Source organism: Rheinheimera pacifica (assembly GCF_024809855.1).
Lineage (GTDB): Bacteria > Pseudomonadota > Gammaproteobacteria > Enterobacterales > Alteromonadaceae > Alishewanella > Alishewanella pacifica_A.
Map to the genome: position 1 here is coordinate 116946 of NZ_JANUEM010000007.1, position 24020 is coordinate 140965.

Genomic DNA, 24020 nt, shown 5'->3' on the forward strand with positions numbered 1-24020 from the left:
AGTAACTGCGGTAGAATCAGCACATTACAACAATCCGGAGCTGGCGCATGGCGCACTTATCTACCCAACACGCCCAACTGCTGCAACATGGCGATTTTCTACAACTGACTCTTTCAAATCCTGATGGCATCCAGCCATCGCACTTCACATTAAATAACAATACTAAGGTTAGTATCTGGGATACCGGCGTAATATGCTTTGAGCCTGAGCTTTGCCAAAGCGGTACCAAAGATATCGTTTTGTCTTGTGGTGTGCACGGCAATGAAACTGCACCAATAGAAATTTGCGCTGAGCTGGTAAAAGAGCTGCTGCTGGGTAAATTATTGCTCAAACACCGCTTGCTTGTATTATTTGGTAATCCACCTGCAATCAACGCCGGTACACGTGAAATTACAGAAAACCTTAACCGACTGTTTTCTGGCCATCACAGTAACGGCAGTGGTTTAGTTAATGCTGAACGTAAGCGTGCTAGAGCTTTGGAAGATTATGTCAGTCGTTTTTATAATGAGGTACGCGTAACCAATTCGGTTCCGCGTAACCGATTTTTATATGATTTACATACTGCTATCCGTGGCTCACACTATGAAAAATTTGCAGTGTATCCTTTCTTGCACGGCAAACCCTGGCAAAAAGCTGAATTTGAATTTTTACAGGCCTGTGATGTAACTACTGTGCTGCTAATGCAAACTCCGGCTTCTACTTTCAGTTATTACGCTTCTAATACGCATGGTGCCAATGCTTTTACAATAGAGTTAGGTAAGGTCAGGCCTTTTGGCCAGAACGATATACAACGTTTTGCCAAAGTAAGCGTTGCATTGCGTCAGCTTATCAGTGAAGACAATGTTAGTACTGTACCTTTTGACGAACAACAGTTTCAGTTGTATCAGGTGTACCGCACCATCAATAAACACACTACTGCCTTTAAATTGCATTTTGCCGATGATGTAGAAAACTTTACCAGCTATCCGGTAGGCACGGTACTGGCCAGCGATGCTGGTGTTGAATACAAGGTAGAACAGGAAGGTGAAGCACTTATATTTCCTAATCCTAAGGTGGCAATTGGCCAGCGCGCAATGCTAATGGTGGTGCCTGCTACAGTGGTGCACAATCTGGCCTGAGCTAAACAAATCTTGTAAAGAGTAAATTTAAGCTGACAGTCATTGCTGCCTGGCACCTGTCAGAGCGGATACCTCGGTTGCAATGCAGTTTACGTAAAGGTAAAGTTGCCGCCGATAATAATCAGAATACACCGGTGCATGCTTATGTCAGGCACAAAACGGGGAGAGCGGTTAAAGCCGCTATACTGGACAGTAAAAGTTAAGCGCTGCCAGCCTGAAACCAAGGCCGGGCAGGTAGTGCTGCCAACTGTCTGACACGTATAACAAACAAGAGACACCCTATGACTAACCCAAATAACGCCACCATAACCACGGTGCACACTGCGGAGTTTACCGCCGGTGATGCGTTAAAAATTCCTACATTACGCATTTTACGTGACGACGGTAGCCTGTACGAAGGCGCTGTAGCGCCGGAACTGGATAAAGCCACTGCGCTTAAAATGTACGATACCATGGTGTTTATCCGTGTGCTGGATGAGCGCATGTTGGCAGCTCAGCGCCAGGGCCGCATCAGCTTTTATATGCAATGTTTAGGCGAAGAGGCTACTACGGTAGGTAGTGCTGCGGCATTAGCCGAGCAGGATATGATCATGGCGCAGTACCGTGAACAGGGCGCACTGCGTTATCGTGGTTTTACGCTGGAGCAGTTTATGAACCAGCTGTTCTCCAATGAAAAGGATTTAGGTAAAGGCCGCCAGATGCCGGTGCATTACGGCAGTAAAGATATTTATTACATGACGATATCGTCACCGCTGGGCACACAAATCCCGCAAGCCAGTGGTTATGCCTACGCACAAAAGCTGCGTGGTTTAGCTAATACCACCATTTGTTATTTTGGTGAAGGTGCCGCCTCAGAAGGCGATTTCCATGCTGGCTTAAATATGGCAGCGGTACACAAGGCACCGGTGATTTTTTTCTGTCGTAACAATGGTTATGCCATTTCAACGCCGGCCAGTGAGCAGTTTGTTGGCGACGGTATTGCCTGCCGTGCGGTTGGTTACGGCATGAAAGCGTTACGGGTAGATGGTGCGGATATTTTAGCCGTGTACCAGGCCACTAAAATGGCACGTGACCATGCACTGAAACATAACGAACCGGTATTAATTGAATCTATCGCTTATCGGCTGGGCGCGCATTCCTCGTCTGACGATCCAAGCGGTTACCGCTCAAAAGAAGAAGAAGAAAAGTGGCGCCAGAATGATCCCATCGCTCGTTTCCGTTTATGGTTGGTTGAAAAAGGCTGGCTGAACGAAGCTGACGATAAAGCTACTATTGAAGCACTGCGTACCGAAATTCTTGATGCGTTAAAAGTGGCTGAAAAAGTGGCGAAGCCTGGTATTGAGCACCTTATTTCTGATGTATACGCTGAACCGATCCCGGCATTACAACAACAATTAGATGAATTAAAAGCGCATATCCGTAAATACCCGGATGCGTATCCGGTAACGGCGGGGAGATTAGACTAATGGCAAAGATGAACATGTTGCAGGCCATTAATAATGCGCTTGATTTAGCCATGGCTAAAGACGACGGCGTGGTGTGCTTTGGTGAAGACGTTGGCCATTTTGGCGGCGTGTTTCGCGCCACAAGCAAACTGCAGGAAAAATACGGCAAAGCACGCTGTTTTAATACGCCATTAACCGAGCAGGGCATTGCCGGTTTTGCCAATGGTATGGCGGCGCAGGGCATGAAGCCGGTAGCTGAAATTCAGTTTGCCGATTATATCTTCCCGGCTTTTGATCAGATCGTTAACGAAACCGCCAAGTTCCGCTACCGCTCAGGTAATGAATTTAATGTCGGTGGTATAGTGTTCAGAAGCCCGTACGGCGGCGGTATTGCCGGCGGCCACTATCACAGCCAGTCACCTGAGGCCTATTTTGCTCATACGCCGGGTTTAAAAGTGGTGATCCCACGCGACCCTTATCAGGCTAAAGGCTTGTTGTTAGCCTCTATAGCCTGCCCGGATCCGGTTATTTTCTTTGAACCGAAAAAGCTGTACCGCGCCTCCATTGGGGAAGTGCCGGAAGAGTACTATGAAATTGAACTGGGCAAAGCCGAGGTAACGCAGCAGGGTAAGGATATTACCATCCTGGCTTGGGGCGCGCAGATGGATATTGTGCAAAAAGCCGTTGAGATGGCTGAAAAAGATGGCATTTCCTGTGAAGTGATTGACCTGCGCAGCATATTGCCGTGGGATGCCGATACGGTAGCGGCGTCAGTTAAGAAAACTGGTCGTTTACTGATCAACCATGAAGCGCCGTTAACCGGCGGCTTTGCCGGTGAAATAGCCGCAACCATCCAGAAAATGTGTTTTCTGCACCTGGAAAGCCCGATTGAGCGGGTGTGCGGTATGGATACACCATATCCGCTGGCACTGGAAAAAGAATACGTGGCGGATCACTTAAAAACCTATGAAGCGATAAAACGCTCAGTTAACTTTTAACGGAGGCAGCAATGAAAAAAGATTTTATTCTGCCGGATATCGGTGAAGGTATTGTTGAGTGTGAAATTGTTGACTGGCTGGTGGCTGAAGGTGACACCATCAGCGAAGATCAACCCGTGTGTGATGTGATGACCGACAAAGCGCTGGTGCAAATTCCTGCCGTGCATAATGGCGTGGTGTCAAAGCTGTACTACGCCAAAGGCGATATTGCCAAAGTGCATGCGCCGTTGTTTGAAATGCAACTGGCAGGCACAGATAGCCCGATGGATGCCGCGCAGTCGGAAACTGTTGCTACGCCTACAGCGGTAGCTTCTGCCGGTAGCGAAGATTTTATTTTGCCTGATATTGGCGAAGGCATTGTCGAGTGCGAAATTGTCGACTGGTTAGTTAAAGAAGGCGATGATATTGCCGAAGATCAGCCGGTATGTGATGTGATGACCGACAAAGCTTTGGTGCAAATTCCGGCTAAGTATTCAGGTAAAGTAACCAAGTTGTATTACGCCAAGGGCGAAATTGCCAAAGTGCATGCGCCATTGTTTGCTATGCAACATGCTGGCATGGCATCAGAACCGCAAGCGGCAGCCACTGTTAGTGCCACGACAACTGCCGCACCGGCAAAGGCTGCCTGTGCAATGCAACAAAAAACAGACGGTGCCGGTAATGGTAAAGCACTGGCCAGCCCGGCGGTTCGCCGTTTAGCCCGTGAGCTGAGTATTGATATCAGCAAGGTGCCAGGCAGCGGTGATAAAGGCCGTGTATATAAAGACGATGTGCGTGCTTTTGCTGACGGTAAAGTACACACTGCGCCAACGCAGAATGCACCAGCCAATCTGGCAACAAAAGCCGTAACCACAGTAACAAGCAGTGGTGGTAGCCGCACTGAGCCAATTAAAGGTATTAAAGCGGCAATGGCGCGCCAGATGGTAGAGTCGGTTTCAACCATTCCGCACTTTACCTACTGTGAAGAGATTGATTTAACCGAGCTGATAGCGCTTCGTGGCAGCTTAAAAGATCAGTACGCCAAACAGGGCGTTAAGCTGACTATGATGCCGTTCTTCATTAAAGCGTTGTCGCTGGCAATTAATCAGTTCCCGGTGATGAATGCACAAGTTAACAAAGACTGCACAGAGCTAACCTATTTTGACGATCATAATATCGGCATAGCAGTAGATTCAAAAGTTGGTTTACTGGTGCCTAATATCAAAGGCTGTCAGCGTAAATCTATTATCGATATTGCTAATGATTTAACCCGTTTAACAGAGCTGGCCCGTGAAGGGCGCGTCAGCCCGGCCGATTTAAAAGGCGGTACTATCAGTATTTCCAATATCGGTGCTATCGGCGGCACGGTCGCTACGCCCATTATTAATAAGCCGGAACTGGCGATAGTGGCGTTGGGTAAAGTGCAAACTTTGCCTCGTTTTAATGCCATAGGTGAAGTGGAAGCACGCCAACTGATGCAAATCAGCTGGTCGGGCGATCATCGGGTTATAGACGGTGGTACCATAGCGCGCTTTACCAACCTGTGGAAGCAGTATCTGGAGCAGCCGTCAGCTATGCTGGTAGCAATGCGCTAATAAGTTAAGTCAGGCTTGGTTTTAACCGGGCTTTCTGCTAAAACCCACTCATTGTAGTGGGTTTTTTTACGTGATAAGGCTGCAGATGACACAAGTACAGTATAAAAACCAGCTGCGTAATTTCTATATTCCCGAAGAGCAGTCGGTTTATCTGTTAAATACCAATGATGCTAAAAAGCTGAAAGATTGGGTGGCATTGTGCATTTCTGAGCTGGAAAAACTTGGCTACTGCGACATAGAGTTAATTGGAAAAGGCGCCTACGGTTTTGCGTTTGCCGGGCTGGATGTCAACAGTCAGGCCTGTGTGTTTAAGTTTTCCCGTATTAATCTGCCGCAACATATTCAGGAGCGGCTGGCTGACGAAGCTTATATGTTGTCGCAGGTACTGCACCCGAACGTACCGCGCTACATCACCTATCAGGTGGTGAAAAAGCAAGGTATCCTGATGATGCAGCGCGGCAAAGGTATAGATTTAGAGCATTACAGCTTAAAGCATGGCCGTTTAAGCGCACGGTTGTTAATTGACATAGCCTGCCAGCTGGCAGATGTATTGCAGGCGCTACGCAGCCATAGCAAAGAGGGTGAACTACAACCAATAGTACATGGCGACATTAAGCCCTCCAATCTGGTGTTTGATGCACAAAGTGGTCTGGTGAGTTTAATTGACTGGGGCTCGTCGGTGTTTGCTCAGTTAGATGCCAACGGCCAGTACTTGTCGAATAATGTGATGCAATTGATGTCGGCAGATTTACAAACCTCTAATGCCCGCATGGGCGATGTGTATTTTATTGGCCCGGAACAACGCACCGGCGCTTTGTCCAGCCCCAGATTTGACGAGCAGGGTGTTGCCAGCACCTTGTATGCACTGGCATCTGGCCAGTCTTGCCGTTTCGGTAGCAAAGCCATACCTGCACGCAGCCTCGGCTTACCGGTTGAGTTTGCCACCATGCTTGACAGCATGTTGTCTGATGACGCTCAGTTACGTGCTCAGGCCGGTGATTATTTTTTACAGCATATGCCACGGTTAAAGCATTTGGTGTTACCAGAACTGCCTTTGTTTGCAGATATTGCGCAACTGCCGGTTTGGGTCAGTCCGCAGGTGCGGGAGCTGGATACGGTAGTATATTCGTCACGTAAGTCGTTTTTACGTGAACACAGCGAAGAAGAAGGTATTGCGTATGTTGATGACGTGCAACTGGAGCGCTACTACAAAAATTATCTGGCCGGTATGGGGGAAACAGAAAAAGCCTTTGTTGCAGCAGTAAGCCGACTGGCGCGCTTTCCTGTGGTTGGCGGCCTGGCTATTCACTGGCAGGCCAGCGGTATTTATATTGATTCCAGCCTGAATTTATACGATACCGGCCTGGCAGAATCTTTTGCTTTATCAGTAAATAATGTCGTGACTTTAGCGCGTGCTATTGCCAAAGTCGGTATTTTTAAAGCCTGTCTGTTTAATGCCCGCAATACCATCCATATCAGCCGTAATAGTACTGCTGAGCCATTTATTGCCGCCAGCGATGCTCACATCCCTTACCAGTTGGCTCCGGTACTAAGTACTGAAGATGCCAGCAAGCAACATTCCTATTTTGAAGATGGCAGAGATCCTGACGAGCAGTTAGTGTTACCTGATGCCATTATGGACGACATCGCCCGGCTTAATTTAATCCGCCACACTGGCTGTATTATATTTGAGGTTAGTGCCTTATATATGAAAATCCACAGCTATTATCGTTTACTGGACCCGGCAGCTGAGCTCGAATTTAACCGCTTATTACAAAATATTCTGGCTAAGGTTTCACTAATTAGCGGTGAAGGGGTTGGCGGCTTTATGAAGTTGCCATACAAAGATACGCGTTTTTTCAGCCATCAGGCGCAACAACCTGTGTGTTATTATCCGTCAAACCCTCATAAAATAACCGACTGACAGCCGGTGAGCTGTACAAATCTCAGCCAAACAGGCTCAGTTCAGCATTAAAACAGGCTGGCCGGGGAAATCTTTGTCCTGAAGTGGTTTAAATTTTCAGGCAAAACGAGTAATGTACGGGTTTTGAGCATTAGTCAGAAACCTATATTTCATGTCTACCGATAAAACCGCGTTGTACCGTTTGCTAAACCAGCAAGCGCAGGCGTTGATCGACGGCGAAACCGATCTGATTGCCAATATGGCTAACCTCAGTGCATTGTTGTTTAATCAGCTACCAGATTTAAATTGGGCTGGCTTTTATATTATGCGTGCAGATGAATTGGTGTTAGGGCCTTTTCAAGGGCTGGTAGCCTGCGTGCGTATTGCCGTAGGAAAGGGCGTTTGCGGTACGGCTGTTGCTACCGGGCAAGTGCAACTGGTAAAAGATGTGCACGAATTCCCCGGTCACATTGCCTGCGATGCCGCCAGTAATTCAGAAATTGTGCTGCCACTGCGCCACAACGGTGAAATTATTGCTGTGCTGGATATAGACAGCCCCAGCCTGGCACGGTTTGATGCAGATGATCAAGCCGGCCTTGAACAGCTGATTGCGTTGTTTGAACAGCATTTGGCTGCAGTATTATGAAAGATACAATTTCTATTCACGATTATTTGTTTGATCAGGCAGATATCGGCGACTGGGAAGGTGAAGAAGAACTGGTAACCGATAAGATAAATGCTGTTTATCATGCTGTATGGCAAAGTTTACCGGAAGATATCAGCAGCGCTCAGGTTGAGCACTTATTGCCCGCTATCTGGGATGAATTGCGTGGTGGCACAGTGCTGCTGGAAGCTGATGAAGATGAACTAATAGATTGGGCGTTGGCTTATGTTCGCCAACAGCTGGAAGAAGGCAAGCCGGATGCGGATGCCGCAGATGAAGAAGAGTGAAGCGTTAATGACCACCCCAACTGAACAAAATGTAAAAGCGGCAACAGTAAAAGATGTACTGGCCTATCTGGCAACCCAGTTCCCGGCATGTTTTAGCCTAACTGGTGAAGCCAAGCCACTGAAAATCGGTATTTTTCAGGATTTAGCCGAGCGTTTGCAAAATGATATCACCGTCAGTAAAACACAGTTACGCCAGGCACTGAGAATTTATACCTCCAGTTGGCGGTATTTAGAAGCAACCAAGGAAGGCGTAGCCCGGATAGATTTAGATGGTGTTGCCGGCGAGCCTATTGATGCTTCTCAGGCAGAGCATGCCAGTAAATTATTAGATGAAAGTAAGGCTAAAGCTGCTGAAAAACGCAAAGCTAAACTGGCTGAAGCAAAGGCAAAAAATCCGCAGCCAGCCACGCCAGACAAACCTGCTTACAAAAAAACACCGAACAAAAAAGCAATTCTTCCCTCTAAAAGCACTAAGGTTAACCAGAAACCTGTTTCTCAATCACAGCCAGAAAAAGCTCCTGCGCCAGCTGTTGCCTTGCAGCCAGTTGCGACAGGCCAGGTGATAGTTGGCGGTAAAGTGCTGATTAAACTTGGGCAAAATCCCATGCCTGCAACGGTACTGGAAGTGCATAAAGACGATGTGACTGTGCAATTGGGTTCTGGTATGGTTGTGAAAACACGTCAGGACAGCTTGTTTATAGCCTGAACAACACAGAGTAGCTTATGAAAAAACATTCAGCACTAGCAATAGCACTTCTTGTCGCCTTTGGTCTTCATGCCGCTCCTGAGGCGGTAAAAGAACCTCTGGTACTGCCTACTGTGGCACAGGATGCACAACACGCCACGGCCAGTAAACGCATCGCCGCACTGTTTACCCGGGGGCATTACACCAATGTGCAATTGGATGATGCACTGTCTTCCAGAATGTTTGATACCTATCTTAAAAACCTCGACTATTATCGTAATGTATTAACTAAAGCCGATGTTGAAGGCTTTGAGAAGTACCGTGATCAGTTCGATGATGGTATCAACAAAGGCAATCTGAGTTTTGCGTTTGATATGTTTAACCTGACACTTAAGCGGCGTTCTGAGCGTTTTGATTATGCTCTGCAACTGCTTGATAAAGGTTTTGACTTTAACGTTGAAGATCAGTACTCCTATGATCGGGAAAATGCTGCATGGCCTGCTGATACTGCAGAGCTGAATGAAATTTGGCGGCAAAGAGTTAAGTTCGATGCGCTAAACCTGAAACTTGCAGGCAAAGAAACTAAAGAGATTCATGACATCTTAGCCAAGCGTTACCGCAACACGCAAAAGCGTCTGGCCCAAACGGAAAGCGAAGATGTGTTTCAGTTGGTAATGAATTCTTTTGCCCGTAGCATTGAAGCCCATACCTCTTATTTATCACCCCGAAATGCTGATCGCTTTCAGCAAGAGATGAACCTGTCGCTTGAAGGGATCGGTGCTGTGCTGCGTGCAGACGAAGACTACACCGTAATACAAAGTCTGGTGCCAGGCGGGCCGGCTGACTTAACGCAAAAGTTAAAGCCGAAAGATAAAATTATTGGCGTAGCGCAGGATAAAACCGAGTTTGTTGATGTTATCGGCTGGCGACTGGATGACGTGGTAGACCTGATTAAGGGCCCTAAAGGTAGCACTGTTCGGCTGCAGGTTGTTGGTGCAAATGATATCGGCACCAGCCAGGCTCAGGTTATTACTATAGTGCGTGATAAAATTCGTTTGGAAGACCGGGCGGCAAAAGCAGAAGTGTTTAAGCCGGTATTATCTGAACTGGACCAGAAAATCGGCGTGATTAGCATTCCAGGTTTCTATAATAATCTTGCCGACGATGTTAAAAAGCTGCTGGCTGACTTAAAAACAGAAAAAGTTGACGGCATCATTGTTGATTTACGCGGTAACGGTGGAGGGTCCTTACAGGAAGCCACCTTACTGACCGGTTTGTTTATTGACCGTGGTCCGGTGGTACAAATCCGTGAAGGTGACGGTAAGGTATCTGTATCGCAAGACAACGACGGCGTCAGCTACTACGATGGCCCGTTAACGGTAATGGTAGATCGTTACAGCGCTTCAGCATCAGAGATTTTTGCTGCCGCTATGCAGGACTATGGCCGGGCTTTAATTGTCGGCGAGCAGACTTTTGGTAAAGGCACCGTGCAGCAACACCGTGGTCTGGGCCGTATTTACGACATGTTTGAAAGCCCTCTGGGCAGCGTGCAGTATACTATAGCCAAGTTCTACCGTATTAACGGCGGCAGTACACAGCACAAAGGTGTGATCCCTGATATACAATTCCCTACGGCCATAGATCCGGCAGAGTGGGGTGAGAGTAAAGAACAATATGCTTTACCGTGGGATTCAATTAATGCAGCAAATTACACTACATTAAATGATCTTTCCCAGTTTTTGCCTGCATTGCAGCAAAAACACCAGGCCCGCATTAGTAAAGAAGTTGAGTTTCAATACCTGATGCAGGACATTGCTGATTATAAGCAGCAGATCAGCGATAAAACGGTATCTTTGCGTGAGGCAAACCGCGTTGCTGAACGTGATGAAAATAAAGCAAAGCAGTTGGTACGCACTAACGAGCGGTTAAAGCGTCTGGGTTTACCTGAAGTTACGTCACTTGATGACGTGCCGGAGCAGGTAGAAAAAATAGATGCCTTTTTGGAAGAGGCTGCCAATATTACAGCTGATCTGAAAGCCGTAACGCGGCTGGCTAAGAAATAGTTTTAAGCTATAAACACACCCTATAAGGCGGTATTAATTACCGCTTTTTGTTAATTGAAAAACATAATAATTATAAAGGTTTAACTATGAGTGCACGCGGTGAGTTTTCATCGAGGATCGGCTTTGTTCTGGCGGCATCAGGATCAGCAGTCGGATTGGGGAATATATGGGGTTTTCCGTCTCAGGTTGCCAGTAATGGCGGTGCCGCTTTTGTATTAATGTATCTGATCCTGGCTTTTTTGTTGGCCTATCCGGTGTTAATGGCCGAGTTATTAATTGGTCGTGCAACCAAGTCTAATGTGGTTGATGCGCTCGGGCAGATATCCAAAGGCAGATCCGGGCGTATTGTCGGTATTTGCGGCCTTATTACCGTTTCACTGATCCTGGCTTTTTATGGCATCGTCGGGGGCTGGATGCTGGCTTATGCCGTGGAAGCTCTTGCTACTCTCGCGGGCCTTAATAATTTTGCAGATTGGCTTGTTTCATTTTCACTAAGCCGCAATACCATTTTTTGCGCACTGTTTATGTTGCTTACGGTGGGTATTGTCAGCGGTGGAGTGGTTAACGGCATTGAGCGTTGGTCTGTCAGGCTGATGCCAACCTTATTTATTATTTTGGTGCTGCTGTTTGCCTATGTAATGACTCAACAAGGTGCAATGGAAGGGCTTAAGGTTTATCTTCTGCCTGATTTTGCAGAAGCACTCAACCCTGATTTACTGATTAGTGCGATGGGCCAGGCGTTTTTCTCCATGTCACTTGGCGTTGGTACTATGCTAATTTATGGCTCCTATGTTAGCCATACAGAAAACCTGCCCAAGCTAGGTGCCGCGGTATCTTTGGTTGATATTGGTGTGGCCGTGTTAGCGGGTTTGCTGATTATTCCGGCAATGTATGTTGCTTTGCACAACGGCGTGCAAATTTTCGGTGAAAGCGGGCAGTTATTAGCCGAAGATACGCTTATCTTTACCGTACTACCGTCATTGTTTAGTACCATGGGTATGGTTGGCTTGCTGATAGCCCTGGCTTTTTTTCTGCTTATGTCTATTGCCGCTCTTACTTCGTCTATCTCAATGCTGGAAGTTCCGGTGTCGTATATGGTGGAGCACCGTAATGTTGCCAGACAAAAGGCTGTTTGGTTAGTTGCTGCCGTCATTTTTGCTGCCAGCCTTGCTATTATTTTCAATTTCGATAGCTTGTTTGGCTTTGTTATTACATTAACAACCCGTTACAGCCAGCCTTTACTTGGTTTAATGCTGTGTATATTTGCTGGCTGGGTCTGGAATCGTAATGCCATTTTGCAAGAATTGAAAAAGGGCGATTCACAGGCGGAGTTCAGTTGGTTCTGGCGGATTTGGCCATGGTACGTTAAGTTTGTCTGTCCACTGATTATAGCCATCATGTTCTACCGGTCTTTGTAAACAACAACGAATATAAGCATAACAATAATAAAGGTGTCAGGCGCTGCAGGCGCCTTTTACCAATGGGAGCCATAATCCATGTCTGAAAAACAACCCAGTTTTCTCGATGCCGCTATTCCCTTGCTGGTGTTGATAATTCTTTTGTCTGCATCAGTGTATTTATTTGGCGACAATTCATCTTACGGGCCTAATCAGATAGCCTTATTTATGGCAACGGCTGTAGCGGTTGTTGTAGGCCTTAAAAATGGTTATCGCTGGTCGGTGATAGAGAAAGCCATGGTGAAGGGGATTTCGCTGTCTTTAGGGGCGGTGTTGATCCTGTTATCAGTAGGAGCGTTAATTGGTACCTGGATGTTGTCCGGTACCGTGCCAACGCTGATTTACTATGGTTTACAAATTTTAAGCCCAAGCTGGTTTTATGCCGCAAGCTGTTTATTGTGCGGCATTGTAGCAATGAGTATTGGTAGTTCCTGGACTACTGCAGCCACAATAGGTGTAGCTTTAATTGGCGTTGCCGGCGGCCTTGGGCTGTCTCCGGCGATTACAGCCGGTGCCATAGTATCAGGTGCATACTTTGGTGATAAGTTATCGCCACTGAGTGAAACAACCAATCTGGCACCTGCTGTTGCCGGTGCTGACTTGTTCGGCCATATCAGGCATATGCTCTGGACTACCATTCCCAGTTTTGTACTGGCTTTGCTCTTGTTTACTATTATCGGGTTTAACTCTGATGTCAGCTCTGATTTGATGCGCATTGAGCAAATCAGCGATGTGTTAAAACAAAACTTTTCTATCAGTATTGTATCGCTGGTGCCGTTATTTGTTCTGCTGGCTATGGCTATAAAGAAGGTTCCGGCTTTCCCAACGGTATTTATCGGGGCTTTGCTGGGAGCATTGTGGGCGGTGTTCTTTCAGTCAGAATTATTAAGCCGCCTGGTTGAGCAGGATATACCCGCAGCCTTAGGTATTACCAAGTTGGTTTGGCATACCCTGCATGCTGGTTTTAGCATTGATACCGGCAACGACAGCCTGAATGATTTGCTCAGCGGGGGAGGCATGTCCAGCATGCTTAACACCGTGTGGTTGGTTTTTACTGCCATGATGTTTGGCGCTACCATTGAAAAAATAGGTCTGCTGCGTAAATTTGTTACGTCAATTTTGCATTTCGCCCGTAGTACCGGCTCGTTAATTACCAGCACTATTGCTACCTGCTTTGTCACTAATGTACTAACGGCCGATCAATATATGTCGATTGTTATGCCCGGCCGAATGTTTAAAGAAGAGTATGAGCGCCGGGGGCTGGCACCAGTGAATTTATCACGCACTTTGGAAGACGGCGGTACTATTACTAGCCCACTGATACCGTGGAATACCTGTGGTGCTTATATGCACAGCGTGCTGCAGGTTAGCCCGCTGGATTATGCGTTTTATGCCTTCTTTAATCTTATCAATCCGCTGTTAGCTATTATTTATGCCTACTGCGGTATTAAAATACTACGCCTGACCCCTCCTGACTCCGTCAGGCCTCAAGCTGCTAAAGTTTAGTTGGAAAAAGCCTGAGTTGTTCAGGCTTTTTCGTCATTATACTTAGCTGTATCGTTTTCATTTTACCGGAAGCCTGTTTATGTCGCAGAATAATTTACCGCGCACGGCCAAGCGCCTTGCAGATTACACAGCGCCTGCTTTTAGCATTAGCCATGTCGATTTGTGTTGTGAACTGGATGCAGAAGCCACCCGGGTTACTTCTGTATTACAAATTAAGCGCAATCTGGCGGATGTAGCGCTGAAGCTTGACGGACAGCAGTTGACGCTGATCAGCGTGGCAATTGACGGACGGCTGCTGGGCGCGGCAGATTACCAGCTTGATGCAGAAAGCCTGACCATATTTACTGTTGCGCAACAGTGTGAGCTGACCATTATTTGTGATATTGCGCCGCAGCATAATACTGCGCTTGAAGGTTTGTACATGGCTGGTGACACTTACTGCACACAATGCGAGGCAGAGGGCTTTCGCCGTATCAGTTATTTTCCGGACCGGCCAGATGTATTGGCAGAATATAAAGTCACTATTAAAGCCGATGCCAAACGTTATCCGTATTTATTATCTAATGGTAATAAGATATCTGAACATATTGACGATCAAGGCTTAAGGGTAGTGCAGTGGCATGATCCATTTCCAAAGCCGTGCTATTTGTTTGCTTTGGTTGCCGGAGATTTTGATGTTCTGACCGATGAGTTTGTTACTCAATCTGGCCGTAAAGTAAGCTTGCAGCTGTTTGTTGATAAAGGTGCGATAACCAAAGGCAGCTTTGCTCTTGAGTCGTTAAAGCGCGCGATGCAATGGGACGAGCAACGTTACGGCCTGGAATATGATTTGGATATTTACATGGTAGTCGCGGTTGACTTCTTTAACATGGGAGCCATGGAAAACAAAGGCCTGAATATTTTTAATAGCAAGTATGTGTTAGCTGACGCTGCCAGTGCAACTGACCGTGATTATTTTAATATAGAGTCAATTATTGGCCATGAATACTTTCATAACTGGACCGGCAACCGTGTTACCTGCCGTGACTGGTTTCAGCTTAGCCTGAAAGAAGGTTTAACAGTTTTTCGCGATCAGGAATTCAGTGCCGATATGGGCTCTGCCACATTATGCCGTATAGATGCAGTTAAGCTGATACGCACAGCTCAGTTTGCTGAGGATGCCAGCCCGATGGCACATCCGATAAGGCCAGAGCAAGTGCTGGAGATGAACAACTTCTACACAGTGACAGTATACGATAAAGGCGCCGAAGTGATCCGCATGCTGCAAACCTTGCTGGGGCGCGATACTTTTGCCAAGGGGCTGGCGCTGTACCTGCAGCGCCATGATGGCCAGGCTGCAACCTGTGATGATTTTTTGCAGGCCATGCAGGATGTTGCGGCACAGGATTTATCACAGTTTCGTTTATGGTACAGCCAGTCTGGTACACCACTTTTAACGGCAACCCAGCACTATGATGCAACACGTTCACAGTTAGTAGTGTCGCTAACTCAGCAAACACCCCCGACAACTGAACAGACAGACAAACAACCATTACTGATACCGGTGCAAATTGAATTGCTGTATAAGGGCAAAGCGTCACAGCGGCATTTATTATTGCTGAATGAGATTGAACAGCAATATTTGTTTGAGGGCATAACAGAAGCCCCCGTTGTGGTATGGCTGGAGCATTTTTCTGCCCCGGTGAAATTATCTGCGCAATACACTGATGACGACTTATTATTTATAGCCAGTCAGGCTACTGACGGCGTCGCGCGCTGGGATGCCATGCAGCAGTTCTGGAGCCGCAAGATAGCGCAGCAAGTTGCAGAAGGTGCTACCGGGGTTGTATTACCGCCAGCGCTATTTAAACTACTGCAACACTGGCTGGAGCAGCCCGGCTCAGACAAGGCGATGACTGCAGAATTACTGACACTACCGGATTTTGATACGCTGGCAGAGCAATATCAGCTGATCCCGGTAGATAGCCTGCTAAGTTGCCTCAATCAGTTTAAACAGCTGCTGGCAGAGCAACTGGCCGCATCGTTCAGCAATTGTTATAACGCACTCAAAATCGGGCCTTATCAATATCAGGACCAGGATGTTGGCGTGCGCAGATTGCGTGCAGTGTGTCTGAATTATCTGGCACAACTCAATAACTATCAATCACTGCTGCATGCGCACTATGCCAACTCAGATAATATGACCGATACAATGGCGGCTTTAACCGCTGCCCAGCAATCAGAAAACGAAGTATTTAGTCAATTGATTAATGACTTTGGCAAGCGTTGGCAACACGATGCCTTAGTGATGGACAAATGTTTTGCGCTGGTGGCATCGCAATCCGGCGAGCAAGTGTTTGAAGAGATAGATACCATGCTGATGCATCCGTTATTTAGCTGGAAAAACCCTAACCGGGTGCGGGCCTTGTTTTCGGCCTTTAGTTTGCGTAATCCACAGCAATTTCACCGTGCTGATGGCAAAGGATATCAACTACTCGCTGACACCGTATTGCGGCTCGATCCACTTAACCCACAGGTGGCAGCCAGGTTGGTTACGCCTTTATTAAGCTGGCGGCGGTTTGACACCGATCGCCAACAGCAGATGCGTGCCGCACTGCAGCAGATTGCAGGGCAAAGTAATATCAGCAATGATGTGTATGAAAAGGTTAGCCGAAGTCTGAATTGATGCGCAGATATTTTTTTAATGCCAGCCTCAGCGCTGAACAGTGCTATGGTTATTATCGCGGAGATATTAAATACGTGATAGTTACCACAGACAATGGCGAGCGCGTTCAGCTACAGTTTAGGCATTTTCAGCGTTATGTTGATATGAACGGTTTGCGTGGGCGTTTTCGTTTAACGTTGGCAGAGAACGATAGTTTTATTGCGTTGGAAAAAATTAATTAGAGTATGTACTTTAAACGGTGAATTAAAACAATAGCTTGCAGTTATTGCTGGTTTGACCTTTAATTTCATTAGCTTATAGCTGCTTGTTAGGCTCGGTACTGAAAAGGTTAAACCAGAGCATGGTAAAAAAGCTTAAAACATAGCCGTTTTTGAAAAAAACTGAATAAAAATCAACAGATTTACGTAACGGCAAGCCTTGCTTGCAGCTTGAAATGATGTAATTATTTTAATGAAGTAAGCTGAGCTCTGATCAGTTGGCTTGACAATATAACTAAAAAGACACTTATAAAAACCTGCGGGACAGGGGGAGATAATCAGATGAATAAAAGGTCAATAACCTTTGCTAAGAATCCCTTAGCCTTAGGTGTTGCATCGGCGCTGTTTGCCTTGTCAATGGCACCGGTGCATGCAGCATCCTGGAGTTTGGGTGATGTAAATATCACTTTCGACTCCACTTTCTCTTACGGCGGTAGCTGGCGTGCTGAGGACAGAAATTGGGATACAATCAGTAAAGTGAATCACCCCCGTTTCGATTGGGACGGATACAACGCCGCAACGAACAATATCTATTTACCATCGCAAATCTGGCAGGAACCGGGAGCTTACTCAAGTAATGGTGACGCCGGTAACCTGAACTATGACAAGGGCGATATGTTCAGCAGCCTGTTTAAAGGTTTGCATGAGCTTTCTGTTACCAAAGACAATATCGGTTTGTTTACCCGCTTTATGTATTTTTACGACTTTGCACTGATGGACAAAGACGGGGCTTATACCAACCCGGTATCTGGTCAGAAAGTTGATCCTTGTGCCGACAAAGATGCAAGGGATTTAACCTGTCGTGATATCCGCCTGCTGGATGCCTATGTCTACGGTAATTTCAGTTTTAACAACGGTATGAACCCGGTTACCGTGAAAGTAGGACAACAGGTATTAAGCTGGGGTGAAAGTACCCTGATCCAGCACGGTATTAATATTACCCCTATTGATGTTGGTGTAGCGCGTGCGCCAGGTGCTGAGTTAAAAGAAGCGTATATTCCGGTTGGTATGGCAACCATCAGCATTGGTTTAACTGACAATCTGTCAACCGAGTTGTTTTACCAATACCAGTGGGTAAACAGTTATCTGCCAGTGCCGGGCACTTATTTTTCTACCAATGACTTTGCCGGAGAAGGTGGTTATTTACAGAACGTACAGTTAGGCTTTGCCGGTAACCCGGATATTGACCTTGCTCATGTGCTGGCCAGTCTGAATACGCTGGGCTCTGCTGTTGCCGGTGGTGTGCTTGATCCGGCGCTGGCTGCGCAGGCTTACCTGGCTTACCCAACGAAAGTAACTTTGCGCCCTTACGGCAGTGCCGGTGAAGTAGAGCCTAAAGACGGTGGTGAGTACGGTATTAAATTTGAATATTTCGCGCCGAACCTCAATGACACAGAATTTGCTGTGTATTACATGAACTATCATAGCCGTGTACCGGTTATTTCAGGTATTGCCTCAGATTTTTCACAGATTTCAGCGGATATTGGCCGCTTGGCAACTATGGCTGCAACCGGTGGTGTAACTAAAGACAACATTACCAGCCTGGCAGCGTTTTCAAAGGCGCTCATTGAATATCCTGAAGATATTCAGCTTTATGGTTTTAGTTTTAACACCACTCTAGGTAATACCTCTGTAGCCGGTGAATTAGCCTACCGTCAGGATGAACCTTTACAAATTGACGATGTGGAAATTTTGTATGCCGGTATGCCGGAGCAACTTGCTAATGCTGGCTTACGCCCTGATTTAGCGGGTATTTCTCAAATTGGCCGTGATATTGGTGTTAAGGTACAGCCTGGCCAGAAAGCTAACGGCTTTATCTTAAGAGACACTATTCAGGCTCAGATGACATTTACGCACTTATTTGGCCCGTCACTGGGCGCTGATAATTTGTCAATGCTGGCTGAGGTTGGCGGTATCCGCATTCAGGATATGCCGGATCAGAGCGTTTTACGTTTGAATGGTCCGAACACTGATCGTAGCGGTGGACCATTGTTAGGCTGGGATGCGAATGGCAATCTGGTAAACAAAGATGGTTTGCATACAGGTTTGTCAAACGGCGCTGAAACAAACCCGTTCCCAACGGCATCGGCCTGGGGTTACCGTTTATTGGCTAAAGCCGATTACAACAATGTGTTTGCCGGGGTAAACCTGTCGCAACGTATTGTGTTCTCGCATGATGTTAACGGTATTACACCTGATCCGTTATTTTTGTTTGTCGAAGATCGCAAGTCGCTCGCGTATGCCATCAGCTTTGATTATCTGAATAAGTGGTCAGGCGAAGTGTCATACAACATGTTTTGGGGCGGTCAAGGCACAACAAATAACGTAGAAGACCGTGACTTTATCTCTTTTAACATTAAGTACTCTATTTAAGGGACGAGCACTAATTATGAAGAAACTCACCCTAATTTCGTCAGCCATGGCTCTGGTGTTAAGTTGCTCTGTTGCAGCAAAAATTACGCCTGAGCAGGCCGCCAGACTGGGCAATGATTTAACACCGCTTGGAGCAGAAAAAGCCGGTAATGCCGACGGTTCTATTCCTGCATGGAATGGCGGCATTACCGCTGCGCCTGCCGGTTATACTCCTGGTATGCATCATCCTAACCCCTTTGCCGATGATAAGATTATATTAACCATCGACAAATCAAATCTGGATCAGCATAAAAATTTGTTAAGCCCAGGCCAGATTAAGCTGTTTGAAATTTATCCTGATACATACAAGATGAATATCTATCAAACACGCCGCACGGCATCCTATCCACAGTATGTTTACGATGCGACAAAAAATATTGCCACCAAAGCCGAGCTGATTGAAGGCGGTAACGGCATTATTAACGCGGCTATCGGTATTCCATTTCCGATCCCGGCAAATGGACTGGAAGCAGTATGGAACCACCTGCTGCGTTATCGCGGTGTAGCAGCAAGCCGTAATGGTGGCCAGGCTGCACCTACAGCGGCGGGCGCTTATACGATCATCGGTTTTGATGAACAGATAATGTTTAAGTACTCAGAGCCTACTGCAACAGCTGAAGCACTGACTGCCGAAAATATACTGTTCCGCTTTAAGCAGGGAGTAACGTCACCGGCCCGTTTGGCAGGCACTGCATTGTTAGTGCATGAAACCATGGACCAGGTAAAAACTCCACGTCAGGCCTGGACATATAATACAGGCCAACGCCGTGTGCGCCGTGCACCCAATGTTGCTTATGATGCACCGGGTACGGCGTCTGATGGTCTGCGTACCACAGATGATTTTGATATGTTTAACGGCTCGCCTGATCGTTACAACTGGACGTTGAAAGGCAAGCAGGAAATGTATATTGCTTACAACGACTACAAGCTGCACAGTAATGAGGTTAAATATGCTGACTTATTGATGCCCGGTCATATTAACCCTGAATATATTCGCTGGGAAAAACACCGGGTCTGGGTAGTTGAAGCAGTATTAAAAGAGAATACCCGTCATGTCTACGGCAAACGAGTGTTTTATATTGATGAAGACAGCTGGCAAATCCATGTTGCGGATCTGTATGACAACCGTAATGAATTATACCGTGTCGCAGTGGCTCATGGCCTGAACTACTATGAAGTGCCAACGCACTGGAGTACGTTAGAGGTTTATCACGATCTTAATTCACGGCGTTATATCGCTTTGGGTCTGGATAACGAAGATAAAATGTATAACTTCTCTGTTAATTTGACAGATGCTGATTTCACACCAGCTGCGCTGCGTCGTGAAGGTACACGTTAAAGTAAAGTGTTAGCCCGGTTACGGTTGGCTTAGTGCCAACCGTTTTTATTTAGAAAGTTTAATAGAGTAAATGCTCAGATTATGTTGAATAAATTCATCTGGTTACTGGCAGCAACTGCTGTAGCTACCGTTACACCATTTATCACACAAGCGCAGCAGAGCGAGCCTCAGGCCGCATATCAGATGCCGCATGCAAGCAAGGCACTACTGACAGATCTTGTAAAGGTAAATGGGCAGCTATTAGTTGCTGTAGGCGAACGTGGGCATATTCTGCTTAGCCAGGACGGCCAGAGCTGGACTCAGGCACAAGTGCCGGTACAGTCGAATTTGAACAGTGTGTATTTTATTAATCCACAGCAGGGCTGGGCAGTTGGCCATGACGCCACTATTCTGGTAACTGAAGACGGTGGTGCAAGCTGGCAGCTACAGCACTATGCACCAGAAACCGACAAGCCGTTGTTTGATATTTATTTTGCTGATGCCAAAAAAGGTATTGCCGTAGGAGCCTACGGTATCTTTTATCGTACAGATGATGGCGGTAACAGCTGGCATAAGCATTTTCATGAAGAACTGTTGCTTGAAGAAGAGCGCGAATATTTAGCTGAGCTTAAAGAGACAGATCCAGAGAGTTACCAAATTGAAACAGAGGCTTTGTTACCGCATTTTAACCGGCTTTATGCTGACGATGACGCGTTATACATGATTGGTGAGGCGGGGTTTGCCGCAAAAAGTGTGAATTTTGGTGATAGCTGGCAAAGGCTTGATGCGTTTTACAACGGTTCTTTATTTGACATAACACGCACAGCACAAATGGCACTACTGGCGGTTGGTTTACGCGGGCATGCGTTTATCAGCCAGGACCAAGGCATGCACTGGCAGCAAATAGCGCTCAGCCGGCATGCAACATTAAACAGTGCATTTTCCGATGACAATGGTGCAGTTTATCTGGTTGGTAATGCTGGTACTTTATTGATCAGTCGTGATGGTGCCGCAAGTTTTAAAGATTACTCCCAGGCTGATGGTAAAGCCATAATCAACGGCCTGGTATGGCATAACCTGTTAGTACTGGTGACAGAAACCGGTGTCAGAACGATCAACCTGAGTGAACTGAAATAAGATGAGTTTAAATCGTTTGGTTAATAAGTTTGAGTATACGCTGTTTCGTCAGCGTGCTCTGGTCATTGTCGCATTTTTGCTGGCAACGCTATTTTTACTGTTTAAAGCCACCAGCATTAAGCTGGATGCTGCTTTTACAAAAAATATCCCGCTAAAACATGAATATATGCAGACTTATTTGCGTCATGCTCAAGACTTTGGTGGCGCGAATAATATTCTGATTTCATTATGTGATGAAAGCGGCAATATTTTTAATGCTGGCTTCTTTAACACCTTACGCCAGGCTCACGATGAGTTGCTGTACACTCCGGGTGTTGACCGGGTGCAGGTAAAATCATTATTCAGCCCAAGTACCCGTTTTGTTGAAGTTGTTGAAGATGGTTTTGCCGGTGGGCCTGTGATCCCAGCCGATTTTGTTGCCAATGCAGCAGGCCTTGCCAAAGTTAAAGAAAATACCGAGAAAGCAGGCGTAGTAGGCCGTATGGTGGCTGATGATTACAGCTGTGCCATGATTTCTGCCCAATTGCTTGAAGTTAATCCTGATACCGGCGAAAAGCTGGATACTATTAATTTTGCTTCAGTGCTGGAGCAAAATATCCGCGGGAAATACCAAAGCGATAGCATCAGTGTACATATTATCGGTTTTGCCAAGATGGTTGGCGATGTGGCTGATGGCGCCAAAGGCGTGCTGGTATTTTTTGCCATCGCTATTGCTATAACCTCGGTGATGGTGCTGTTTTTCTGCCGCTCACTGATGCTGACTATATTACCTATTGCCTGTTCGCTGATTGCCGTGATCTGGCAAATGGGTTTGCTATCGGTACTGGGTTTTGGCATTGATCCGATGTCAATTCTGGTGCCATTTCTGGTATTTGCCATTGGTGTCAGCCATGGCGTACAGATGATTAACTCTACCGGCAAGCGGGTTGCCGCCGGGATGAACGCTAAAACAGCGGCTCAGGCCAGCTTCAGAAAACTACTTGTTCCAGGCGGCGTGGCGCTGTTATCTGATACCGTAGGCTTTTTAACCCTGCTTATTATTGAAATTGGCGTGATTCGCGAACTGGCAATTACCGCCAGCTTAGGTGTGGCAGTCATTATTCTGACTAACCTGATATTGCTGCCGGTACTGATGTCTTTTGTTAAGTTCAGTAAGCGTTATCAGGAACGTGCAGCTGCACCTACACCTAAAACAGATAAAATCTGGTTTGCGCTGTCGGCTTTTGCTACCCGCAAATATGCAGCCGTTATTTTGCTGGTTACTGCCGCGTTATTTGTTTTTGGTTATATGCAGAGCCAGTCCCTTAAAATTGGTGACTTACATGCAGGTGCACCGGCATTACATGAAGATTCACGCTATAACCAGGATACATTTTTAATCACAGATCGTTATGCCATCTCAGTTGATTATCTGAATGTGATGGTTGAGACGATTTCCAGTGCCTGTACTGAGCATGACATTATGGACAAAATCGACCGCTTCCAGTGGCTAATGGAGAATGTTGAGGGCGTGCAATCTGCAGTGTCACTGGCGTCTGTATCAAAGTCGATTAATGCTGCGTTTAACGAAGGCAATCTGAAATGGCGGGTGTTACCCCGTAATACACAGAGTCTGGTTCAGGCTTCATCCAGGGTGGAAACCAGTACTGGCTTGCTCAATGCAGACTGTTCTGTTATGCCGGTGATACTGTTTTTACATGACCATAAGGCAGAAACTATTGAGCGGGTGATATCAGCGGCTAAAAAATATGGCGCTGAACTGGGCGACGGGCAAACGCGCTTTATGTTGGCATCTGGCCCGGCAGGGGTAATGGCAGCAACTAACGAGGCGGTATCAGAAGCCCAGCAGCCTATGATGTGGTATGTCTACGGCGCTGTGATCCTCTTATGCTTGCTGAGTTTCCGTTCATTGCGTGCAACTATTTCGGTAATCTTACCCTTGTATGTGGTATCGGTATTGGCTACTGCATTAATGACAAAACTGCAGATTGGTTTGACAGTGTCAACTTTACCGGTTATTGCACTGGGCGTAGGTATTGGTGTTGATTATGGTATCTATATCCTGTCAAATATGACACAAATGCTGCGTGACGGTATGCCAGTACGTCAGGCCTACTTTGAAGCACTAAAAGAGCGGGGTAGTGCTGTACTGTTTACCGGCATTACCTTAGCTATAGGTGTAAGTACCTGGGTGTTTTCAGCGCTGAAGTTTCAGGTAGATATGGGTATTCTGCTCACCTTTATGTTTATCGTTAATATGCTCGGCGCCATTTTAGTGCTACCGGCCTTGGCTGCATTTTTATGGCGCAATAAGGCGAAATAATTTTTGCATGAATAAACAAGAAAATGGCCGAAAGGCCATTTTCTATTTAAAGAGGGTGAATAAGTTGTCAGAGCCTTTAAAAATCACTGGTTTAACCAGCACAAAAGCCCCAAATAGTACTCGAAAAGCGCTACAATTGGCACTACACTGCGCAGCTGACACGATCCGGTATGTTCGGTACATCCTGCTGCTAAAGCGGTGACTGCAA

17 protein-coding genes are annotated in these 24020 nt (G+C 46.6%); all 17 read left to right on the top strand.

Features of this window, described 5'->3' with window-relative positions; genetic code table 11:
- The first annotated feature begins 47 nt into the window (after window positions 1-47).
- The 17 genes from astE (at window position 48) to M2404_RS11345 (ending at window position 23812) form a co-directional block, all read left to right on the top strand.
- A complete protein-coding gene (gene astE, locus M2404_RS11265) occupies window positions 48-1118 on the top strand; it encodes a succinylglutamate desuccinylase (RefSeq protein ID WP_259239832.1) in 1071 nt (356 codons plus the stop codon).
- A 281-nt stretch (window positions 1119-1399) separates the two neighbouring features.
- Window positions 1400-2584, top strand: a complete 1185-nt coding sequence (locus M2404_RS11270) for a thiamine pyrophosphate-dependent dehydrogenase E1 component subunit alpha (RefSeq protein ID WP_259239833.1) — start codon at window positions 1400-1402, stop codon at window positions 2582-2584.
- On the top strand, window positions 2584-3561 hold the full coding sequence (locus M2404_RS11275; RefSeq protein ID WP_259239834.1) for an alpha-ketoacid dehydrogenase subunit beta: 978 nt from the start codon (window positions 2584-2586) through the stop codon (window positions 3559-3561). Before M2404_RS11270 ends, M2404_RS11275 begins: the two co-directional genes overlap by 1 nt.
- A gap of 11 nt (window positions 3562-3572) precedes the next feature.
- Window positions 3573-5135 carry a dihydrolipoyllysine-residue acetyltransferase gene (locus M2404_RS11280; RefSeq protein WP_259239835.1) on the top strand — a complete coding sequence of 521 codons (1563 nt, stop codon included), beginning with the start codon at window positions 3573-3575 and terminating at the stop codon, window positions 5133-5135.
- Between the two features lie 85 nt (window positions 5136-5220).
- Window positions 5221-7059 (top strand): protein kinase domain-containing protein, encoded by a 1839-nt coding sequence (locus M2404_RS11285; protein ID WP_259239836.1) that lies wholly within the window; start codon window positions 5221-5223, stop codon window positions 7057-7059.
- Between the two features lie 151 nt (window positions 7060-7210).
- On the top strand, window positions 7211-7684 hold the full coding sequence (locus M2404_RS11290; protein WP_259239837.1) for a GAF domain-containing protein: 474 nt from the start codon (window positions 7211-7213) through the stop codon (window positions 7682-7684).
- Window positions 7681-7989: a hypothetical protein gene (locus tag M2404_RS11295; protein ID WP_259239838.1), complete on the top strand. Its 309-nt coding sequence runs from the start codon at window positions 7681-7683 to the stop codon at window positions 7987-7989. The genes M2404_RS11290 and M2404_RS11295 overlap by 4 nt, the downstream gene beginning before the upstream one ends.
- Window positions 7976-8695 carry an RNA chaperone ProQ gene (gene proQ / locus M2404_RS11300; protein ID WP_259239839.1) on the top strand — a complete coding sequence of 240 codons (720 nt, stop codon included), beginning with the start codon at window positions 7976-7978 and terminating at the stop codon, window positions 8693-8695. Before M2404_RS11295 ends, proQ begins: the two co-directional genes overlap by 14 nt.
- A 17-nt stretch (window positions 8696-8712) precedes the next feature.
- Window positions 8713-10737, top strand: a complete 2025-nt coding sequence (gene prc, locus M2404_RS11305; protein ID WP_259239840.1) for a carboxy terminal-processing peptidase — start codon at window positions 8713-8715, stop codon at window positions 10735-10737.
- Window positions 10738-10823: 86 nt separating this feature from the next.
- Window positions 10824-12155, top strand: a complete 1332-nt coding sequence (locus tag M2404_RS11310) for a sodium-dependent transporter (RefSeq protein ID WP_259239842.1) — start codon at window positions 10824-10826, stop codon at window positions 12153-12155.
- A gap of 78 nt (window positions 12156-12233) precedes the next feature.
- Entirely contained in the window at window positions 12234-13700 is a 1467-nt protein-coding gene (nhaC, locus tag M2404_RS11315; RefSeq protein WP_259239843.1) for a Na+/H+ antiporter NhaC, read from the top strand.
- A gap of 79 nt (window positions 13701-13779) precedes the next feature.
- Window positions 13780-16365 carry an aminopeptidase N gene (pepN, locus tag M2404_RS11320; RefSeq protein ID WP_259239844.1) on the top strand — a complete coding sequence of 862 codons (2586 nt, stop codon included), beginning with the start codon at window positions 13780-13782 and terminating at the stop codon, window positions 16363-16365.
- On the top strand, window positions 16365-16586 hold the full coding sequence (locus tag M2404_RS11325; protein ID WP_259239845.1) for a DUF2835 family protein: 222 nt from the start codon (window positions 16365-16367) through the stop codon (window positions 16584-16586). Before pepN ends, M2404_RS11325 begins: the two co-directional genes overlap by 1 nt.
- 318 nt (window positions 16587-16904) lie before the next feature.
- Entirely contained in the window at window positions 16905-18995 is a 2091-nt protein-coding gene (locus M2404_RS11330) for a DUF1302 domain-containing protein (RefSeq protein ID WP_259239846.1), read from the top strand.
- Window positions 18996-19011: 16 nt separating this feature from the next.
- Window positions 19012-20373, top strand: coding sequence for a DUF1329 domain-containing protein (locus M2404_RS11335; protein WP_259239847.1), 1362 nt, complete (start codon window positions 19012-19014; stop codon window positions 20371-20373).
- 81 nt (window positions 20374-20454) lie between these two features.
- Window positions 20455-21489, top strand: a complete 1035-nt coding sequence (locus M2404_RS11340; RefSeq protein WP_259239848.1) for a WD40/YVTN/BNR-like repeat-containing protein — start codon at window positions 20455-20457, stop codon at window positions 21487-21489.
- A gap of 1 nt (window position 21490) precedes the next feature.
- The gene (locus M2404_RS11345) at window positions 21491-23812 is read left to right on the top strand and encodes an efflux RND transporter permease subunit (RefSeq protein ID WP_259239849.1); all 2322 of its coding nucleotides are present in this window, start codon (window positions 21491-21493) and stop codon (window positions 23810-23812) included.
- Window positions 23813-24020: the final 208 nt, after the last annotated feature.

Bases quoted from the DNA above. Each gene is read 5' to 3' on its own strand.
- M2404_RS11345 (WP_259239849.1), top strand. From the start codon at position 21,491: ATGAGTTTAAATCGTTTGGTTAATAAGTTTGAGTATACGCTGTTTCGT.
- M2404_RS11275 (WP_259239834.1), top strand. From the start codon at position 2,584: ATGGCAAAGATGAACATGTTGCAGGCCATTAATAATGCGCTTGATTTA.
- astE (WP_259239832.1), top strand. From the start codon at position 48: ATGGCGCACTTATCTACCCAACACGCCCAACTGCTGCAACATGGCGAT.
- pepN (WP_259239844.1), top strand. From the start codon at position 13,780: ATGTCGCAGAATAATTTACCGCGCACGGCCAAGCGCCTTGCAGATTAC.
- nhaC (WP_259239843.1), top strand. From the start codon at position 12,234: ATGTCTGAAAAACAACCCAGTTTTCTCGATGCCGCTATTCCCTTGCTG.
- M2404_RS11325 (WP_259239845.1), top strand. From the start codon at position 16,365: ATGCGCAGATATTTTTTTAATGCCAGCCTCAGCGCTGAACAGTGCTAT.
- M2404_RS11310 (WP_259239842.1), top strand. From the start codon at position 10,824: ATGAGTGCACGCGGTGAGTTTTCATCGAGGATCGGCTTTGTTCTGGCG.
- M2404_RS11330 (WP_259239846.1), top strand. From the start codon at position 16,905: ATGAATAAAAGGTCAATAACCTTTGCTAAGAATCCCTTAGCCTTAGGT.
- M2404_RS11280 (WP_259239835.1), top strand. From the start codon at position 3,573: ATGAAAAAAGATTTTATTCTGCCGGATATCGGTGAAGGTATTGTTGAG.
- M2404_RS11270 (WP_259239833.1), top strand. From the start codon at position 1,400: ATGACTAACCCAAATAACGCCACCATAACCACGGTGCACACTGCGGAG.
- M2404_RS11335 (WP_259239847.1), top strand. From the start codon at position 19,012: ATGAAGAAACTCACCCTAATTTCGTCAGCCATGGCTCTGGTGTTAAGT.
- M2404_RS11340 (WP_259239848.1), top strand. From the start codon at position 20,455: ATGTTGAATAAATTCATCTGGTTACTGGCAGCAACTGCTGTAGCTACC.
- M2404_RS11295 (WP_259239838.1), top strand. From the start codon at position 7,681: ATGAAAGATACAATTTCTATTCACGATTATTTGTTTGATCAGGCAGAT.
- prc (WP_259239840.1), top strand. From the start codon at position 8,713: ATGAAAAAACATTCAGCACTAGCAATAGCACTTCTTGTCGCCTTTGGT.
- M2404_RS11285 (WP_259239836.1), top strand. From the start codon at position 5,221: ATGACACAAGTACAGTATAAAAACCAGCTGCGTAATTTCTATATTCCC.
- proQ (WP_259239839.1), top strand. From the start codon at position 7,976: ATGAAGAAGAGTGAAGCGTTAATGACCACCCCAACTGAACAAAATGTA.
- M2404_RS11290 (WP_259239837.1), top strand. From the start codon at position 7,211: ATGTCTACCGATAAAACCGCGTTGTACCGTTTGCTAAACCAGCAAGCG.